The 19,514-nt window shown below is 50.8% G+C and carries 14 protein-coding genes, 3 tRNA genes and 1 pseudogene; 13 read left to right on the top strand and 5 right to left on the bottom strand.

What is annotated here, in order from left to right; genetic code table 11:
- Positions 1–12: 12 nt before the first annotated feature.
- Positions 13–726 carry a 16S rRNA pseudouridine(516) synthase RsuA gene (gene rsuA / locus ACX1CU_RS08095; protein WP_459402063.1) on the bottom strand — a complete coding sequence of 238 codons (714 nt, stop codon included), beginning with the start codon at positions 724–726 and terminating at the stop codon, positions 13–15.
- 329 nt (positions 727–1,055) lie between these two features.
- Between rsuA and ACX1CU_RS08090 the strand changes: the two genes are divergently transcribed.
- A complete protein-coding gene (locus tag ACX1CU_RS08090) occupies positions 1,056–2,813 on the top strand; it encodes a DEAD/DEAH box helicase (RefSeq protein ID WP_459402062.1) in 1,758 nt (585 codons plus the stop codon).
- A gap of 162 nt (positions 2,814–2,975) precedes the next feature.
- Positions 2,976–3,260: a 50S ribosomal protein L25 gene (rplY, locus tag ACX1CU_RS08085; RefSeq protein ID WP_076941536.1), complete on the top strand. Its 285-nt coding sequence runs from the start codon at positions 2,976–2,978 to the stop codon at positions 3,258–3,260.
- A 79-nt stretch (positions 3,261–3,339) separates the two neighbouring features.
- Here rplY and yejK read toward each other — a convergent pair whose 3' ends face one another.
- Entirely contained in the window at positions 3,340–4,347 is a 1,008-nt protein-coding gene (gene yejK, locus ACX1CU_RS08080; protein ID WP_459402061.1) for a nucleoid-associated protein YejK, read from the bottom strand.
- 236 nt (positions 4,348–4,583) lie between these two features.
- On the opposite strand from yejK, the gene ACX1CU_RS08075 reads away from it, so the two are divergent.
- The 8 genes and pseudogenes from ACX1CU_RS08075 (at position 4,584) to ACX1CU_RS08040 (ending at position 13,865) form a co-directional block, all read left to right on the top strand.
- Complete coding sequence (locus ACX1CU_RS08075) at positions 4,584–4,811, top strand: YejL family protein (RefSeq protein WP_076941538.1); 228 nt, start codon at positions 4,584–4,586, stop codon at positions 4,809–4,811.
- 9 nt (positions 4,812–4,820) lie between these two features.
- Positions 4,821–6,596 (top strand): LPS biosynthesis-modulating metalloenzyme YejM, encoded by a 1,776-nt coding sequence (yejM, locus tag ACX1CU_RS08070; protein WP_459402060.1) that lies wholly within the window; start codon positions 4,821–4,823, stop codon positions 6,594–6,596.
- A 77-nt stretch (positions 6,597–6,673) separates the two neighbouring features.
- Positions 6,674–6,750, top strand: a tRNA-Pro gene (locus ACX1CU_RS08065).
- Between the two features lie 199 nt (positions 6,751–6,949).
- Positions 6,950–7,826 (top strand): annotated as a pseudogene (locus tag ACX1CU_RS08060) (tyrosine-type recombinase/integrase).
- A gap of 139 nt (positions 7,827–7,965) precedes the next feature.
- A complete protein-coding gene (locus tag ACX1CU_RS08055) occupies positions 7,966–8,553 on the top strand; it encodes a hypothetical protein (protein WP_459402059.1) in 588 nt (195 codons plus the stop codon).
- 743 nt (positions 8,554–9,296) lie between these two features.
- A complete protein-coding gene (locus ACX1CU_RS08050) occupies positions 9,297–9,695 on the top strand; it encodes a VOC family protein (protein WP_459402058.1) in 399 nt (132 codons plus the stop codon).
- Between the two features lie 137 nt (positions 9,696–9,832).
- Complete coding sequence (locus ACX1CU_RS08045; RefSeq protein ID WP_459402057.1) at positions 9,833–10,075, top strand: DinI family protein; 243 nt, start codon at positions 9,833–9,835, stop codon at positions 10,073–10,075.
- 970 nt (positions 10,076–11,045) lie between these two features.
- Positions 11,046–13,865 carry an autotransporter outer membrane beta-barrel domain-containing protein gene (locus tag ACX1CU_RS08040; RefSeq protein WP_459402747.1) on the top strand — a complete coding sequence of 940 codons (2,820 nt, stop codon included), beginning with the start codon at positions 11,046–11,048 and terminating at the stop codon, positions 13,863–13,865.
- Positions 13,866–14,122: 257 nt separating this feature from the next.
- Here ACX1CU_RS08040 and ACX1CU_RS08035 read toward each other — a convergent pair.
- The 3 genes from ACX1CU_RS08035 to osmE all read right to left on the bottom strand — a co-directional run bounded on the left by ACX1CU_RS08035 (position 14,123) and on the right by osmE (position 14,779).
- Positions 14,123–14,198: transfer RNA gene (locus tag ACX1CU_RS08035), tRNA-Thr, on the bottom strand.
- A gap of 6 nt (positions 14,199–14,204) precedes the next feature.
- Positions 14,205–14,292, bottom strand: a tRNA-Ser gene (locus tag ACX1CU_RS08030).
- A 157-nt stretch (positions 14,293–14,449) separates the two neighbouring features.
- On the bottom strand, positions 14,450–14,779 hold the full coding sequence (osmE, locus tag ACX1CU_RS08025; RefSeq protein ID WP_459402056.1) for an osmotically-inducible lipoprotein OsmE: 330 nt from the start codon (positions 14,777–14,779) through the stop codon (positions 14,450–14,452).
- 211 nt (positions 14,780–14,990) lie between these two features.
- Here osmE and ACX1CU_RS08020 point away from each other — a divergent pair, with 211 nt between their 5' ends.
- From ACX1CU_RS08020 to rcsB, 3 genes are read left to right on the top strand one after another with little or no spacing between them, the layout of a single operon-like run.
- Positions 14,991–16,145: an MFS transporter gene (locus ACX1CU_RS08020; protein ID WP_459402055.1), complete on the top strand. Its 1,155-nt coding sequence runs from the start codon at positions 14,991–14,993 to the stop codon at positions 16,143–16,145.
- A 13-nt stretch (positions 16,146–16,158) separates the two neighbouring features.
- Positions 16,159–18,867, top strand: a complete 2,709-nt coding sequence (gene rcsD / locus ACX1CU_RS08015; RefSeq protein WP_459402054.1) for a phosphotransferase RcsD — start codon at positions 16,159–16,161, stop codon at positions 18,865–18,867.
- Positions 18,860–19,510, top strand: coding sequence for a response regulator transcription factor RcsB (gene rcsB / locus ACX1CU_RS08010; RefSeq protein ID WP_025122830.1), 651 nt, complete (start codon positions 18,860–18,862; stop codon positions 19,508–19,510). The genes rcsD and rcsB overlap by 8 nt, the downstream gene beginning before the upstream one ends.
- Positions 19,511–19,514: the final 4 nt, after the last annotated feature.

Below are 19,514 nucleotides of genomic sequence, written 5' to 3'. Positions count from 1 at the left end.
TCGGCCGCAAAATCAATCCTGCAGGTGCGGCGCACCGACGCTGGCGATCTCTTCTTCGGTCAGCAGACGATATTCGCCCGGAGCCAAATCATCATCCAGCACAATGGCGCCAATACGTTCACGATGCAGCTCAATCACCCGGTTGCCTACGGCGGCAAACATGCGTTTTACCTGATGATAGCGCCCTTCACTGAGCGTCAAACGCACCAGGTTATCTTCGATCTTTTCCAGGCGTGCCGGTTTGGTCAGGTCTTTTTCATTGTGCAACTGCACGCCCTGTTCAAACTGCTGTGCGGTGTCTTCGGCTAGCGGATGCTCCAGCGTCACCAGATAGGTTTTTTCACAGTGATGCTTCGGAGAAGTGATCCGGTGCGACCACTGACCGTCATCGGTCATCAACACCAAGCCGGTGGTATCAATATCCAACCGCCCTGCCGCATGGAGCTTGTAGGCCACCGGTTCATCAAGGAAATAAAGCACCGTCGGGTGATCCGGATCTTCGGTGGAGCACACATAACCCTGCGGTTTATTGAGCATGAAATAGCGTGGCCCGGTCAGTTGTGACAGAACGTTGCCGTCGAATGTCACTTCCTGCTCCGGGGCCAGCTTGATCGCCCCGCTCTTGACCACTTCGCCATCTACGGTGACGCGTTTTGCACGCAGTTCACGCGCTACCAGGGCGCGGCTGATGCCTAATTGCTGAGATAAAAACTTGTCCAGTCGCATTGAATCTGCTTTGCCTGTCGTTGTTATGATCGCATTGATCGTATTGCTGAATATGACGCCCCACCCTTACACCAGGTGCAAAAAGCAGGTTCGAAGAGGAGGAATCAGTAAAATCGCGTGGGGAAACAGCGATTGCTGTCACATAAGTATAGCGGCGTAAACGATGCCATGACAGCGGCAATTTCCAAGCTTCTCGCACCACCCGCGCGATAAGGGCATAATAAGGGAAACTTTTCCGCCATTCGGGGAGCAGCATGGCACGATTTCAGCGGGGTTTTCTGTTGCAAAACCGGTTCCCGATGGCCTATTTCAACAAACGGCGTTAATTCATGGCATTTACCCTGCGCCCCTATCAGTTGGAGGCGGTCGACGCCACTATCCAACATTTCCGGCAGCATCCTGAGCCCGCGTTAATCGTGTTGCCAACCGGTGCTGGCAAAAGCCTGGTGATCGCCGAGTTGGCAAAGCGTGCCCGTGGCCGGGTGTTAGTGCTGGCGCACGTCAAAGAGTTGGTGGCGCAAAACCATGCCAAGTACTGCGCTTACGGGCTGGAGGCGGACATTTTTGCCGCTGGGCTACAGCAGAAAGAAAGCGCCGGTAAAGTGGTGTTTGGCAGCGTACAGTCGGTGGCGCGCAATCTACAGCTGTTTGATGGTGCTTTTTCGCTGCTGATTATCGACGAATGCCACCGCATCAGCGACGACGATGACAGCCAATATCAGCAGATTATTCAGCATCTGCAAAAATCTAACCCGCAACTGCGCCTGCTTGGCCTGACGGCCACCCCTTATCGGCTAGGCAAAGGTTGGATCTATCAGTTTCACTACCACGGTTTTACCCGTGGCGACAGCAGCAGCCTATTCCGCGACTGTATCTATGAACTGCCGCTGCGCTACATGATCAAGCATGGCTTTCTGGTTCCGCCCGAGCGGTTGGATATGCCGATCGTGCAGTACGATTTCAGCCGCCTGGAAGCCAGAAGCAACGGTTTGTTCAGCGAGGTGGATCTTAACCGCGAACTGAAAAAGCAGCATCGCATCACGCCGCACATCATCAGCCAGATTGTTGAGTATGCTGAAACCCGCAAGGGCGTGATGATCTTTGCTGCAACGGTAGAACATGCGCGCGAAATCCACGGCCTGCTGCCCGCTGGAGAAGCCGCACTGGTAAGCGCCGAAACGCCACCTGCCGAGCGCGATGCGCTGATCGCCGCCTTTAAACAGCAGCAGTTACGCTATCTGGTTAACGTGGCGGTGTTGACCACTGGCTTTGACGCACCTCATGTCGATCTGATCGCAATTCTGCGGCCAACCGAGTCCGTCAGCCTGTATCAGCAGATCGTCGGCCGTGGGTTGCGGCTGGCACCCGGCAAGAAAGATTGTTTGATCCTCGACTATGCTGGCAACCCACACGATCTGTTCACCCCGGAAGTGGGTGTCAGCAAGCCACACGCGGGCAGTCAACCGGTGCAGGTGTTTTGCCCCGCCTGCGGCTTTGCCAACCTGTTCTGGGGCAAATGCACCGAGAGCGGCGCGATCATTGAGCACTATGGCCGCCGCTGCCAAGGTTGGCTGGAAGATGACGACGGCAATCGTGAGCAATGTGACTATCGTTTCCGCTTCAAAAACTGCCCACACTGCGGGGCTGAGAACGATATCGCCGCACGCCGCTGCCATCAGTGCCAGGAAGTGCTGGTCGACCCTGATGATATGCTAAAAGCCGCACTGAAGCTGAAAGATGCGCTGGTGTTGCGCTGCGGTGGCATGGAGTTACAAGACGACCGGGATGACAAAGGGGAATGGCTGAAAGCCACCTACTACGACGAGGACGGCACCAGCACCAGTGAGCGTTTTCGTCTGCAAACACCGGCTCAACGTAAAGCGTTTGAAATGCTGTTCCTGCGGCCGCATCAGCGCGCGCCGGGGGTGCCATTCAGTTGGCAAACGGCTGCTGACGTCTTAGCGCAACAGGCGCTATTGCGCCATCCGGACTTTGTGGTGGCGCGTAAACGCGGCCAGTTCTGGCAAATCCGCGAAAAAGTTTTTGATTATCAGGGCCGCTTCCGCCGTGCCAATGAGCTGTATTAAGGGCGGTGCCGCGCACTTGCGGCAGGTTTTCATTGCCCAGAGAGCGGCTTTCCGTTAAAATGCCGCCCGCTTTGCCTGGGTTCGCCCAGTGTGAAAGCAGGTTATCGAGCCTGTTACTGGGTCGCCTGTAGCAGGGTAAATTTTCTTTTAAGAGAAAAAATAATGTTCACTATCAACGTACAAGTACGTAAAGACCAGGGTAAGGGTGCGAGCCGCCGCCTGCGTGCAGCAAATAAATTCCCAGCTATCGTTTACGGTGGCAAAGAAGCTGCAGTTTCCATCGAGCTAGACCATGATTCTGTGAAGAACATGGAAGTTAAGCCAGAATTCTACAGCGAAGCAGTAACTCTGGTTATCGACGGTAAAGAAACCAAAGTTAAGGTTCAGGCTGTACAGCGTCACCCGTTCAAGCCAAAACTGGCTCACATCGACTTCGTTCGCGTTTAATCGCAACGTTATCGATTTTTCGGGACGCCGAAGTAGAAAACGCCGCAATTGCGGCGTTTTTTATTGGCTGCGATCCGGCTTATTGGCCGCCGCCTGAACGGCGTTGCAGCTGATCGCGCAGGTTCGGCGGCGTGCCGCGAATAGTCAGCGTATCGGTAGCCGGATCCCAAAAGATCCGCTCACCTAACAGCATCGCATCAAAGTTCAGGCTGATACCGCCACCGCTGCCAGCAAATTTGGTCAACTGACGCAGCGTACCGCGATCCGCCGGGAAACTCTCTTCCAGTTGATAGCCCTGCTCGCTGGAAAACTGCAGGAAATCTTTTTCACCCACCGGCGCAATTTCTTTCGACAGTTCCTGTAGCGCAATCTCTTCGCCTGCCTGCAACTGCTCATTACAGTAGCTGTAAACCTGCTGGCGCACCGACTGGCGTTCGTTCTTGCCCAACTGCGCATCGGCACAGTAGTCGTCCACCGCTTGCAGCAGGCCACGGTTCTGCGCTTTGGTGTCCAGGCCTTCGGCCGCCGCCAGGAAATCCATGAAGAAATCGGAAACTTTACGGCCCACGCGCCCTTTCAGGAAGGTCAGGTAACGCGTTGATTGCGGATTGGTTTCCCATTCGGTCAAATCAATACGCGCCACGATATCCGCGTGGTTGATGTCCAGATAGTGAGTCATGCTGAGATCCAGCTCTTCATTGACGCGCGTACTGTTACAGCTGTTCAGCACGGCGATCAGCAAATACTCCACCGCCAGATAACGGTATTGGCCAAACAACACCACGCCGCCGCTGGCAAATGGGTATTTGGCCAGTTCATCGCGCAGGCGACCGGTCGCTGCACGGCTGAATGCCAGGAAGTCTTCATCACCCTTGCGGCAGGTACGCAGCGCATCCGCCAGTTCGCTCCCTTCATTAAACAGGCCATAAGCTTTGCTCTTGGCGCTGTAAACGCGGTGCAGCTCTGCCATCATCTCTTCCACCGCCACATTGGTGGGGAGAAGGGAATCGCGCAACACCACGTCCAACGTCTGTTCGTCGCGTTTAACCAACTGGTGCAGTGCGATCTGCTGGATATCCAGACTCATGATAAATCCTCCTGTTCTTTGAGCGCGTATTCAAGCACTGAAGGCTTCGAACCGCAACAGATACCCAATGGATTTCAAGTGACGATGAGCGCAGAGATAGAAGCAGCCAGCCCCTGCGTATTGGAAGGCAACGGGTATAATCATTTCCTTAACGATCTTCACGCTATAAAAGAGCGGAAAAACACGGCTCTATACGGTAAGATATTGGACTTTGTCAGGCTTTGAGCACAATCTTTATGCCACAATCATCCCGTTACAGTGACGAACACGTTGAACAATTGCTTTCTGAACTGGTCAATGTTCTGGAAAAACACCATACTCCCACCGATCTCTCTTTGATGGTGCTGGGCAACATGGTAACCAACCTGATCAACACCAGTATTGCTCCCGCGCAGCGGAAGTCACTGGCAAGATCGTTTGCCGAAGCTCTGCAAGCTTCGATCCGTGAAGATAAAGCGCATTAATAATTATTTATGGTGACAAACCGTCAGCGTTATCGTGAAAAAGTCTCCCAGATGATCAGCTGGGGGCACTGGTTCGCCTTATTCAATATTCTGCTCAGTATCGGGTTGGGCAGCCGCTATCTGTTTGTTACCGACTGGCCAGCCTCGCTGCTGGGGCGGATTTATGCGTGGGTCAGCCTGATTGGACACTTTAGCTTTATTGTGTTTGCTGCCTATCTGCTGATCATCTTCCCCCTCACCTTTGTGGTGATGTCGCAGCGCCTGCTGCGATTTATTTCTGCCGCGCTGGCCACTACGGGCCTGACCTTGTTGCTGGTCGATAGCGCCGTATTTACCCGCTTCCACCTGCACCTTAACCCGGTAGTATGGGAACTGGTAATCAATCCAGATCAAAGTGAACTGGCGCGCGACTGGCAACTGATGTTCATCAGCGTACCGGTGATCTTCCTGGTCCAAATGCTGTTTGCCACCTGGAGCTGGCAGAAACTGCGCAGCCTTAACCGGCGTAGCTTTGGCAAACCGCTGGCTGCGTTATTTATCTGCTCGTTCTTTGCTTCGCATCTGATCTATATCTGGGCAGATGCCAATTTCTATCGCCCGATCACCATGCAGCGCGCCAATCTGCCGCTTTCTTATCCGATGACCGCGCGTAAGTTCCTGGAAAAACACGGCCTGTTGAACCAAGAGGAGTACGAACGCCGCCTGATTCAACAGGGGAGCCCTGAAGCCGTAGCCGTAGAATATCCGCTGAGCCCATTGAGTTACCGTGATAAAGGGAGTGGTTATAACCTGTTGATGATTGTGGTCGATGGCATTCGCACGGCTGATATCGCGCAGGATATGCCTGCCCTCACCCGCTTTGCGCAGGAAAATATCCGCTTCAGCAATCATTACAGCTCCGGCAACCAGGCTGATACCGGTCTGTTTGGTCTGTTTTACGGCATTTCGCCCACCTATCTGGATGGTATCCTGGCCGGGCGTAAACCTTCGGCACTGATTAATGCGCTGAGCGATCAAGGCTACCAGTTTGGTCTGTTCTCTTCAGATGGATTTAATGCCACGCTGTATCGCCAGGCACTGCTGGCTGATTTCTCGCTGCCGGCACCTGAAGCGCAGAGCGATGCGGTAACCACCCAACAATGGCAACGCTGGCTGGCCACGCAGAATCATACTGCACCTTGGTTCTCTTACCTCAACTTCAGCGGTGCTGAACTACAGAATAATAGTGACAAACCGGATACGTTTATCCAGCGCTACCGTAATGGTGCGAAGGATGTTGATGCCCAGATCGCACAAGTGCTGGCGACGCTGAAAGAAAAAGAGATGCTGGACAATACCGTTGTGGTGATCACCGCAGAGCACGGTATTGAATTCAACGATACCGGCGAAGGGAATTGGGGAGCAGGTACCCGCTTCAACCGCAGCCAGTTGCAGGTTCCTCTGATTATCCATTGGCCTGGCACACCGGCACAGACGATCAACAAACTGACCAATCACAATGACGTGATGCGCACGTTGATGCAGCGCCTGTTGCATGTCAGCACCGCCGCCAATGATTACTCACAGGGTGAAGACCTGTTTGCCGCACAGCGAAAAAAAGACTGGCTAGCCACCGGCAACCGCAGTCTGCTGGTGATTACCACGCCAACGCAAACCCTGGTGTTGGACAGCAACGGCAGTTATCGCGCCTACGATCAGAATGATAAAGAGATAAAAGATGAAAAACCTCAGTTAGCGCTGTTATTGCAAGTGCTGACCGACGTTAAACGCTTTATTGCCAACTAACTGCTTAAATCTAAAGCAATCAGCGATAAGCCATCTTGAATTCACAACGGGAAACGGTAGTATAGGTCGCACTGCGTCGGCATGTAGCGCAGCCTGGTAGCGCACCGTCATGGGGTGTCGGGGGTCGGAGGTTCGAATCCTCTCATGCCGACCAAACACATATTCTGATAGGAACGGTTACTATCCGGAAGCCTCACAAAACCCGCAGCCTGATTAGGTTTGCGGGTTTTTTATTGCCTGTTATCGTTCGGTATGGCATGGTTTTAGCCGGATATTTTGGGACTATACAAGGGACTCTCGCCCCGTAGGCCCATAAATTTGTAGTCCCATAGTCCTATAAAATGGCGGATAACATGGCGATACAGGCAAAACCCCTGACCAATACAGAGATCAAAGCAGCCAAAACCACAGGCAAAGATTTATCGCTCTACGATGGCGGTGGTTTGCTGCTGTTGGTCAAATCATCCGGCGTTAAAACCTGGCGTTTTCGCTATTACCACCCAAACACCAAGAAAAGAACCACGCTTACATTCGGCAACTAACTCCGGGTTAATCCATGCCAACCCAGCATCAAAGATCAGCAAGGCATTTGAAAACCCGGTCACGCGCCATATGCCAACCATTAGGCCAGAACAGCTCCCGGATTTAATGCGTACACTGTCAGTCGCCAGCATAGAGCTGCAAACCCGTTTGGCTATTGAGTGGCAGCTATTGACCATCACCCGGCCAGCAGAAGCCGCCTCAACCCGCTGGGATGAAATAGACCTCACGGCCAAGGAATGGACGATCCCGGCAGGACGTATGAAAATGAAGCGAGAGCATGTCATCCCTCTCCCACCGCAAGCCCTGGCTGTTCTGGATGCCATGAAGCCCATAAGTGGCCACCGGCCTTATGTTTTTCCATCCAGTAAAGATCCAATGGGCCCAATGAACAGCGCCACAGCCAATGCTGCGTTGCGCCGAATGGGCTACAAAGGGATTTTGGTTTCTCATGGCCTGCGCGCCATTGCCAGCACTGCATTAAACGAAGAGGGTTTCCCACCAGATGTTATTGAGGCAGCACTGGCACACGTTGACACCAACGAGGTTCGCCGTGCTTACAACCGCAGTACCTACCTAGAGCAGCGCCGAGTAATGATGTGCTGGTGGGGGGAATTCGTGGAACGCGCAGCTGGCGGCTGTATTTTGGCTTCGGAGGGGGTGCGCGGGATCCGTGTTGTAGGAGAATAATTTCCTCATATTTGTCATTTTTTCGAATCGGTTGCGGTTCGAAGCCTTCAGTGTTTGAATTGGTGAGCCGGTCAAAACCGGTGATAACCGAACAGAGAAGATAAGCACCGTCTTATCTGAAAGGCATTGGGGCTACAAGATGGCGAATGACTGGAAAACATTAACAGCAGAGTATCGATACCTCGAAGTATCAAAATTTATCCAGGCGCTGATCCACCATCTGGGTATGCAACACTGCGACGCTTACGCGTTTACAGAAAAATTATTATCCTCCTTTCGTGGGTTGCCGCCGCTGAGCCTCTACTACCGACCCGCTACGGTTCTATCTTTTGATGATTATGAGGCTTGCAGCCCTGTTGACATTGAGAGCACCCGTTTTGAGTTACGCGATGCCGCTTATCGGAAAGTCGATATTAATTTTGACGGTATTTATTTTGAGCGCCAAGAAATTGAAGATAGAGCAAATGATTTAAAGATCACCTTACCTATATTCGAAGAATTAAATTACTCATATAAACATAAATCTGAGGGGTTGGATTTATTGCAAATAGCCTCAGATAAATGGAAAAACTTTGACCCATCAGATGTGACTACCGCGCCATTTTCATCTGACATTGTTGAACTATTGGTGAAAGAACATCGCGCCAGCAGACCAATGGCACAAGCTATTGCCAAAGTATTATGCCCGGAATGGGTTGCCACCAGCGGACGCCGTAAAGCTGTATAAGCCACCGGCCTATCAGTGGAAGAAGCCAGCACCGCGCCGGTAATGCTTCCATACGTTCCACCAGCGCCAGCGAGATCTAGTCTCCACTAAGGAGGCACGCGGCAACGATCACCGGCACAATCACCAACGCACCCAGGCGCATAAAGACACGAACGGGCCGAGTTATGGCCGCCGCCACAGTGCTGGTGGAGTCAGATAAGCGTAGCGCGTACCCGATGCAGGTAATTGGCTTTGACCTGCTGGCGCTGGAGCTGATGATCCACCATCGGGAGGAGCGGTTAACTGTGAGTGGCTTCGGGAGTTCGACGGCTACCAGATAACGGCGCGAGAGATGGTGGCCGGCAAGTAGGTTTTCCCCTGGACGGCGAAAGGGTAAAAAGTGGGCTAAAGTGATGATGACTTTTGCCTATGGGACTACATATAGGACTACAAAACAAAAAGTAAAATTATAAAATCATTATTTTTCAATTAAATAACCATCAAATTACAATTCTCTCATGCCAACTTTTTTATAGAGAAACCAACCTGTTACGGTTGGTTTTTTTATGCCTGCGATTTATTGATAACAAAATAATTCCCTCTCATCCATCCCTTTATTGATGTAAACCCTGCCCCGCTGGTGGGTTATTGTGCATGCTATCTTGGATAGTTACCGTACATAATGGATTCGCGGTAGCTCTTAGCGTAAGCAGTTTCACTCGCGTTCGGCCAAAAACAGACCTGGTTTGACCTGGAGATAAAGCATGATTGATCACACCGGCATCAATGTAAGCCAATTTGCCCAAAGCAAAAAATTTTACACGGAGGTGCTGGCATCGTTGGGTTATGTGCTACGTCTGCAACTCGGTGACACCGCAGCAGGCTATGGTAAAGCGATTCTACAGCCTGGGGACGATCCGGGGGGCGCTTTCTGGATCTCTGCCGGTGAACCCTGCACGCCGCGTATTCATATTGCTTTCCGAGCCACAAGCCAAGCACAGGTGAATGCCTTTTATGATGCCGCGTTAGCGGCTGGGGCGAAAGATAACGGAGCCCCAGGATTTCGCCACCACTATCACAACAATTACTATGCCGCGTTTGTATACGACCCTGACGGCTACAACATTGAGGCTGTTTTCCACGGTACGGCAGAGCCTATCTGAAGTGCTGAGGCTTTAGTCAATGGCGTTTCATGGCAGTGAGTTACCGCTGCAAGATTTTTGTCATTTTTCTCTTGCATAAAGCCCTAGCTCTCGGCCAAAATAACTGTATACATAAACAGTTATTTTAAGGTTTAACTATGTTCGTTGAATTGGTGTTTGATAAGCGCAACGTTACTGGCATTCCGGGGGCAGATGAAATTATTAAGGCCGAACTGACCAAACGCGTACATCGGCTGTTCCCTGACGCCGAGGTGAAAGTAAAACCCATGCAGGCTAACGCCCTGAACTCCGATGCCAGCAAAAGTGACAGAGAGAAGTTAAACCGTCTGCTTGAAGAAATGTTCGATGAGTCTGACCAATGGCTGGTCAATGAGATTTAAATCTGACACTACCTTGCGAATAAATAATCGAAAATGTGCGCCGGTATAATTTACCGGTGTAATACTTTGGCTCAAAAAAAAACCTCATTTACTCAGCCATTTAATGTCAGTTCGAAGTATAAATAATTGAATATATACTGACTCACCTCGTTGACTGCATCTAAAAAGCCCGAACACTAACGAGATGCATATTATTACAACAAGATGAGTTTATCACTCAGTAATATAACCTTTTAATCAGTTATCCAAAACCATCAAAAAAATAAGACTCTCTAATTTATTCCTAAGCTAAAAACAGGAGAGTATCAATTACACGTTGAGCAGGGAATGTCTCCGGTAAACCCGCCAGAAGAAGACAGAACCTACCATCCTGTTTGCAGCGATCACGACACAGTCAACAACACATAGGGCGTCTCATGATTTTATCACTATTCCCATCCCCCCTGCGAATAGGCGGCAGCACTGGCTTTGATACAGCATCCGTTAAATAGGGTTACTTACAGCACTGGTACAATTTCTTAACAAAGATAATATCCGAAGAGATAAATTTGCATTTAATTTAATCTAATATACTTAAAATTACATTATCCAAGCAAATTCCCAAAATAACAAATACTCATTGTGGTGATTTTTTAATCTACATATAATGCACCTAACTCGTCGTTTATTCTCCAAACGGTAAACATACGTACATCCAGCATAATAATTATTATATTCACTTTTTGATATTCCTAAATAACATTAGATGCACGGAATTAACCATTAATATTACATTAATTCAACACCAGGAAAACCTCATATGGACATACACTCTTTAGTCACATGTCGGCAATTTGTTGTCTCTAATCCAAAACCTAAAGAAAAAATCAATAGGCATCGTTCTTCCCATAATTCTACCGCAAACTCAGAAGTGACGAATGTATTCAGGCGATCATGCCTTTCTGTTGCACTTTCATGCTCTATCTTGAATGTGCCTTTCGCCTTCGCGGAGACGATTGATGGTGGCCAGACCGTCACTGTTCCAGGCTCACAATCCTCGCCTTGGGGTACCAATAACCTTCTGATCGGCGACGCCAGTAGTGGCACATTGCTGATTCAGGACGGCGGAACTGTCACGACCACGGGTGCCAGCTACCTCGGCAGAACCGCTGGCTCAACGGGCACGGTGCAAGTCTCCGATGCCGTATCATGGAATAACAGCAGCTACCTCTATGTAGGTTACGCGGGTAATGGCTCGCTCACCATCAGCGATGGCGGCACAGTCAGCAATACAGATGGCTATATTGCCAACATGGCCGGAGCAACAGGCGCGGTCGACGTATCCGGTGCCGGATCGCAGTGGCATAACAGCAAAACACTCGTTGTAGGTAACTATGGTGATGGTTCACTGACGGTTAGCGATGGCGGTGTTGTGATTAATACAACGGGCTTTATCGGCTACGCCCCGGATATTACGGGTACTGTCGAGGTGTCCGGAGCTGGGTCGCAGTGGAATAACAGCGCCTACCTCTATCTTGGCTACTACGGCAACGGCAAGCTAACGATTAGCGATGGCGGCACGGTGAGCAATACCATGGGTCTGCTCGGCGTCAGCGCTGGGACAACAGGTGTTTTAGAAGTGTCCGGCGTTGGGTCGCAGTGGCTTAACAGCGATTACCTCTATGTTGGCAACGCTGGGAATGGCAAACTCACCATTAGCCATGGCGGTATTGTCAGCAATACCAGTGGCTATATAGGCTCAGCCACCGATGCAATAGGTGTTGTCGAGGTGTCCGGTGCTGGATCGCAGTGGAATAATCGCAACAGCCTCTCCGTCGGTAGCGGCGGAAATGGCACTCTCACCATCAGCGATGGCGGTGTTGTCAGCAATACGACGGGCAGTATCGGTGCGAGCACCGGTTCAACAGGCGTTGTTGAGGTATCCGGCGCTGGCTCGCAATGGAATAACAGCGATGATCTGGCTATAGGCCGCTTCGGTAATGGCACACTTACCATTGCCGATCGGGCAGAGGTTTCCGCCAGATACGTAACTATTGCTAATAACGCATCCACCCAAGGTACATTAAATATCGGTAACGGTAATCTGGGCGGTACTCTCAATGCATCCAGTATCCGCAGCGGTGCCGGTTCAGCAACTGTCAACTTAAATCATACCGATAATATCGCCTTCGCACCGCGGATGTCCGGTTCATTAACCGTAAACAAGGTTAATACGGGTACCACCACGCTGATGTCTGTCAGTGATTATTCTGGCGTTACTACCGTCGATTCAGGAACCTTACGAGCCGGAACGGCTGGGGCCTTCAGCTTTAACTCAGACTTTGTTATCAAAGCCGACGGAAGGTTGGATCTGGCCGGTTATGACCAAACTCTGGCCAGCCTGAATAACGCCGGTGTGGTGAGTTTTAACGGTGCTCCAGGTACTGTGTTGACCGTTGAGGGTGATTACATCGGTAACAACAGTTTGCTGAATTTCAACACGGTACTGAATGATGATGCATCGGCAACCGATAAGCTGGTGGTAGAAGGTAATACTTCAGGCACTACGTGGGTAAGTGTGACCAACGCCGGCGGCAGCGGTGCTGCTACCCTGAACGGCATTGAACTGGTACAGGTTAACGGTCTTTCTGATGGTGAATTCGTTAAAAATGGCCGTATTGTCGCAGGGGCTTATGATTACTCTCTGGCACGCGGCACTGGTGACAAATCCAGCCATTGGTACCTGACCTCGGCCACGGAGCCAGTAGCACCACCACCAAGCCCAGAGGTTGAAGTTACACCGGAGCTAAAACCAGAAGAAAGTCCGGCAATCATGGTTGAACGTCCAGAAGCCAGTAGCTATGCCTTTAACCTGGCGGCAGCGAACAACATGTTTGTGACCCGTTTGCATGATCGTTTAGGTGAAACCCAATATATCGATGCTTTGACCGGCGAGCGGAAAGTGACCAGCCTGTGGCTGCGTAACGAAGGGGGGCATAACCGATCTCGTGATACTGATGATCAATTGAGTACGCTGGCCAACCGTTATGTATTGCAACTGGGTGGCGATATTGCCCAATGGAGTAGTGATGAGCAAAACCGTCTGCATCTTGGCGTGATGGCGGGCTACGCTAACGGTAAAAGCAACACGGTATCTCGCCTGTCTGGTTACAGTGCTCGCGGTTCTGTTGAGGGATACAGTGCCGGTTTGTACGGTACCTGGTATGCCAATGAAGCCGATAAGTCCGGTTTGTACGTTGATAGCTGGGCACAATATAGCTGGTTTAACAATACCGTCGATGGCCAGAACTTAAATACCGAAAAGTACAAGTCCAAGGGGGTTACGGCGTCAGTTGAAAGCGGCTATACCTTTAAAGTCGGTGAGAATTCAACCCAAAACGCAACTTACTTTATCCAACCGAAAGCGCAAATCACCTGGATGGGGGTGAAAGCAGACGACCACAAAGAAGCCAATGGCACAAATGTCTCTGGTGAAGGCCATGGCAATATCCAGACTCGTCTGGGGGTGAAAGCCTTTATTAACGGTTATAGCGATCAGGATAAGGGCAAGGACCGTGTATTCCAGCCGTTTATTGAAACCAACTGGGTCCATAACACTAAAGACTTTGGCGCCACGATGGACGGCATCACCGTGAAACAAGACGGCGCGGCCAACATAGCCGAACTCAAATTGGGTCTTGAGGGCCAGATCAATAAGCAGTTAAATCTTTGGGGCAATGTAGGCCAACAGATCGGGGACAAAGGCTACAGTGATACTGCGGTGATGTTGGGAGCTAAATATAATTTCTAAGGTGATGTGACTGTAAAAACCACCCGCTCTGGGGGGATTTTTTTGCCCCCTCTCTCGGCGTGCGAACTTCTCAATAAGCGAGTGGCATAGCGATGCCCCTTGGGAGTAGAGCATGACTGTGCGTGGTTTTTCGCATGCATAAAATCTCTATACGCGCAGCTATGCACAAGTGACCGAAGCGAATAGACGAAAAAGCCCAGCAACCTGTGAGGTTGCTGGGCTTAATAGACGTTAGTAAACGTGGGTATATCTAATTATGGTGCCGGCTACCGGAATCGAACTGGTGACCTACTGATTACAAGTCAGTTGCTCTACCTACTGAGCTAAGCCGGCTGAATTTGGCGGAAGGACAGAGATTCGAACTCTGGGACAGTCGCCCGTCGACGGTTTTCAAGACCGTTGCCTTAAACCACTCGGCCATCCTTCCAATGGGCGCAGATATTAGCGATACCGTTATGAAATGTCTACTGTTCCCATGCAAAAAAATGCAGAGAAACGTTCACTTGCTTAAAATTCAGACCACTAGCGGTTAAAAAATAAAGAACCACGTAAAAACGAGGTTCTTTTATAATAGTCGATGGCGATTATTTAGGCTGGACATCGTAGTCGGAACAACTCTGATAGCCTTTGTTCATCACATGGCCCGTATCGTTAAAGCTGACAAAATAGGTTTGTGCTTTTCCATCACGCGGTGCCACGGTGTAAGTATCACAGGTCCCTTGCGCGTGGATCAGTGTTGCGGACGTCGATGGCGGCCCGGCAATTGCACGCACTTGCTGTTTAGTCATCCCGACTTTTACATCGCTTACCACAGGCTCCTTCACATAGCTCGCGGCCCTGTCGTAAGCGGTACAACCAGCAAGAACAGAAAATGCCGCCATAATACAAATAGTTAATACCCGTTTCTTTGTCATAGCTCATCCTGTTGAAGTGCACTTGTCGTGCCCTAAGCCTAGAAGGCGAAAGGCTTTCCTACAAATAATAAATACTTTCCTCGCCATGCTCCCGATACATGCAGCCAAACTTAGGCGGTAACAACGCGAATCCTTTCGACCCCGATCGCGGATTGTGATAAAAACAGGGGTTCATTTTAGCCACTTACGCAAAATCGATCCCAATACCCACATGACAGCCACTTTGTGCAGTGAACAACGTAAACCCGGTGTACCAGAACAGGTAGCCACTCGCCTGGCGTTTTTTATCGCTGGTATTGGTATGGCCGCCTGGGCTCCTCTAGTGCCTTTTGCCAAAACGCGCATCAATATTGACGACGGTTCATTAGGCTTACTGTTGCTGTGTATTGGTGCAGGGTCAATGCTGGCGATGCCACTGACGGGCCTATTGACCGGCAAATTCGGCTGTCGGCGCGTGATCCTGCTGGCCGGGTTCGCACTTTGCATCGATTTACCGCTGCTCGTCATTATGGATTCAACGGCAGGAATGGCCCTGGCACTGCTGCTGTTTGGCGCTGCAATCGGCATGATTGATGTGGCCATGAATATACAGGCAGTGGTGGTTGAACGCGCCAGTGGGCGGGCCATGATGTCTGGCTTCCACGGTTTTTTCAGCGTTGGCGGTATCGTGGGTGCCGGTGGCGTCAGCGCGCTGTTGTGGTTAGGGCTCGGGCCGCTTCAGGCTACGCTGGTTGTCGTTGCCATGATTTTGGCATTGCTTTCTCTTGCCAGTAAAAACCTGCTGCGGGAAAGCGGCGGTAACGCAGGTGGCCCGATGTTTGTGCTGCCACGTGGCTGGGTGATGTTCATTGGTTTACTGTGCTTTATTATGTTTCTGGCTGAAGGTTCGATGCTCGATTGGAGCGCACTGTTCCTGACCACGTTGCGTGGTATGGATCACAGCCAGGCGGGGCTGGGATATGCGCTGTTCTCTATCACTATGACGCTCGGCAGGCTGAATGGCGATCGGATGGTCAACGCCATGGGAAGATACCAGGTGCTGTTATTGGGCAGCCTGTGTGCGGCGATCGGCCTAGTGTTAGCGATTTCTATCGACAACGTGATGACCTCGCTACTCGGCTTTATGCTGGTTGGCATCGGTGCCTCCAACGTGGTCCCCATTCTGTTTACCGCCGCCGGCAATCAGCAGGCGATGCCCGCTAACCTGGCTATCGCTTCGGTCACCACTGTCGGCTATGCCGGTATTCTCGCGGGCCCTGCGTTGATCGGCTTTATTGCCCAACTCTCTAGCCTGACGTTTGCCTTCGCCTGCGTCGCTACATTGTTGCTGGTGGTTACCGTAAGCGCTAAAGCGATCACTCGCTAACACGAAGGGTATAATGCAAAATAAACGACTGACTATCAGTTCCAGCTACATCACCCGCTGTTTCTGGCTGTTCATCGTGCTGCTGGCTGTGGCTCTTGGCTTGTATGGTTACAACTACACCAATGCCTACCTGGCGGAAAAGAAGTATTCCGTCAACACTATCGCCAATACCCTGCAAAAGCGGATTGATAACTATCGCTATATCACTTACCAGATCTACGACAGATTTGGTAACACGACAGCGCAACCCGCCGATGCCAGCCGCCAGGAAACCCGCCTGCATCCCGACATTTATTACGTTGAAAAATTGCGCAAGAAAACCGATGCGGTGATTTTTGGCAACCACGACAGCAGTACGTTGACGATGGTCGCCAACATTTCAGACTTCCTTGATGTCCGCTGGGGGGCCAAAACCGAAAGTTATACCATGTACTACCTCAACGGGCAGGACAACAGCCTGAGCCTGGTGACAACCCAATCGCTGAAAGAACTGACCTCACGGCTGAAAGAGAATTACCTCACCACGTTAGCCTCGGAGCGCCGGGCGGAAATGCTGCAACAGGCCAATATGCTGGACGAACGCGAAAGTTTTTCAGGCCTGCGCAAGCAACGTTTTCAGAATGCTTATTCGTTTTCGATCCGCACGACCTTTAATCAACCTGGGCATTTAGCCACGGTGATCGCCTTTGATCTGCCGATTAACGACATCATTCCGTTGCATATGGCTCGCTCCAGCTTTCTGCTGTTGCCCGACGGTGGTGAGATAGATGAAAACACAGTACCAAGCGAAACGATCACCGATACCAACGTCGCATTGAAAGGCAGTTGGGTCGAATTTAGCATTGCACTGCCAAACGCGCCGCTAAAACTGGTTTACCGCGTTTCTGCCATCAATCTGGCTATCGATCTGCTACGCAACAACCTCTGGTTGCTGGTGATTAATCTGCTGTTGATGGTGCTGTCGATGATGGGCATTTACTTTATTCGCCAACAATACATTCGGCCGAGCGAAAATATGGCCGCTGAATTGGAGAACGAGCGCACGCTGAATCGAGAAATCGTCGCCAGCCTCCCCTCGGGTTTGCTGGTGTATGATTTTGCCAGCAACCGCGTGATTACCAGCAACAAAATTGCCGAACACCTGCTGCCACACCTCAGCCTGCAAAAAATCGCGCATATGGCTGAACAGCATCATGGCGTGATTCAGGTCACGGTAAATAACGAAGTTTATGAAATCCGGATTTTCAACAGCCAATTATCACCGGAAACTTACCTGTTCCTGCTAAGCGATCAGGACAGAGAGGTGTTGGTCAACAAGCGGTTGCAGTTGGCTCGCCGTGAGTACGATAAAAACGTCCAGGCACGCAAGCTGATGCTGCATAACCTGGGGATCGAACTCAATCAGCCAGTGCAGCAGATGCATGCGTTGGCCGAGCGCCTGCGCACGCCAGCCGACGAAGAACAGCAACAGACGCTGCTCAACCAACTGAATCTGGTTTCGTCTTCGGTGTTGAGCCTGATCGAAAATATCACCCTGCTTACCCGGTTGGAAACACAGGAGTGGCAGCCTTCGCTCCAGCCTTTCAGCCCTTCGGCCCTGATCGATGAACTGCTGTTGGATGCCCTGCCAGCGATCAATCAGAAAGGATTGGCACTGTTCAACCATTTCCAACTGGATGTTAACCAGCAATATATCGGCGATGCCAACGCATTGCGCAAAGTTATCTCGCTGCTGATTCACTACGCCATTATCACTACCGCCTACGGCAAGGTTACGCTGATCGCCGAACATGAGGTGGATCACCCAGACCATCTGCTGTTCCATATCAACGATACGGGTTCGGGCATTTCCGATGAGGAAATCAGCAATCTGACTTACCCTTTCCTTAGCCAGACCTTGGTCGATCGCTTCAGCCAAGGCTCTGGGCTGACTTTCTTCCTGTGTAATCAACTGTGTAAAAAGCTAAACGGCCGGTTGGATATCCACAGCAAAATCGACCTCGGCACGCGCTATACCATCCATGTCACCTTGGAGTTGAAAGAGAACGAACAGGAAGAAGAAGCGCAGGAAAAGTTGCTGGATGGGGTAACGACACTGCTGGACATCACCTCTGAGGAAGTTCGCAGTATTGTCACTCGCCTGCTGAATGCTTATGGGGCCAATTGTATCGTTGCCGAAGAGCACCAACTTAATCGTGATTATGACGTGCTGCTGACCGATAACCCGCAGCAAGCCGATGACTATACGCTGCTGCTAGCCAGCGATGAAACCGGCTGGCAGCGGCTCGACAAACGCTACGTCCGGGTAAACTATAATCTGAGCGGCGCTATGATCGACGCTATTCTGATACTGATGGAACAGCAGATGGCCGCACTGGATCAAGAGGAAAACCCGTTGTCATTGAAGGCAGATGATATCCAACATTATGAAAAACAATTGAAATCAAGTGATTACTATGGTTTGTTTATTGATACAGTACCCGATGACGTCAAAAAACTGTATACTGAAGCGGGCAGCAGTGATTTTGCTGCACTGGCTCAAACCGCACACCGCCTGAAAGGCGTGTTTGCTATGTTAAATCTGCTTCCCGGCAAGCAATTGTGTGAATCGTTAGAACAGCACATCGCGGACGGTGATGCGCTTAATATCGAGAATAACATCAGTCAGATTGATTTTTTCGTCAGTAGACTGCTGCAGCAAGGTAGCCAACAACATGAATAACCTGAACGTAATTATTGCTGATGACCATCCTATCGTATTGTTTGGCATCCGGAAGTCACTTGAGCAAATTGAATGGGTGAATGTCGTTGGGGAGTTTGAAGACTCGACAGCGCTGATTAACAATCTGTCCAAACTGGATGCGAACGTGTTGATCACCGATCTTTCGATGCCTGGTGACAAATACGGCGACGGCATTACGCTAATTAAATATATCAAACGCCATTATCCGCAATTGTCGATCATTGTTCTGACCATGAACAATAACCCGGCAATTCTCAGCGCCGTGCTGGATTTGGATATCGAAGGCATCGTACTGAAACAAGGTGCACCCACCGATCTGCCTAAGGCGCTGGCCGCATTGCAGAAAGGCAAGAAATTTACGCCGGAAAGCGTTTCCAAACTGCTGGAGAAAATTAATGCCAGCGGTTACGGTGACAAACGTCTTTCTCCGAAAGAGAGCGAAGTGCTGCGCCTGTTCGCTGAAGGCTTCCTGGTGACTGAGATCGCCAAGAAACTGAACCGCAGCATCAAAACCATCAGCAGCCAGAAGAAGTCGGCGATGATGAAGCTGGGCGTTGATAACGATATTGCTCTGCTTAACTATCTCTCCTCCGTCAGCATGACGCAGTTGGATAAAGACTAAGCTC

The organism is Serratia sp. D1N4 (genome assembly GCF_054552755.1).
Note: the sequence above shows the minus strand (reverse complement) of the source record. Positions and strands in the feature narration are given on the sequence as shown.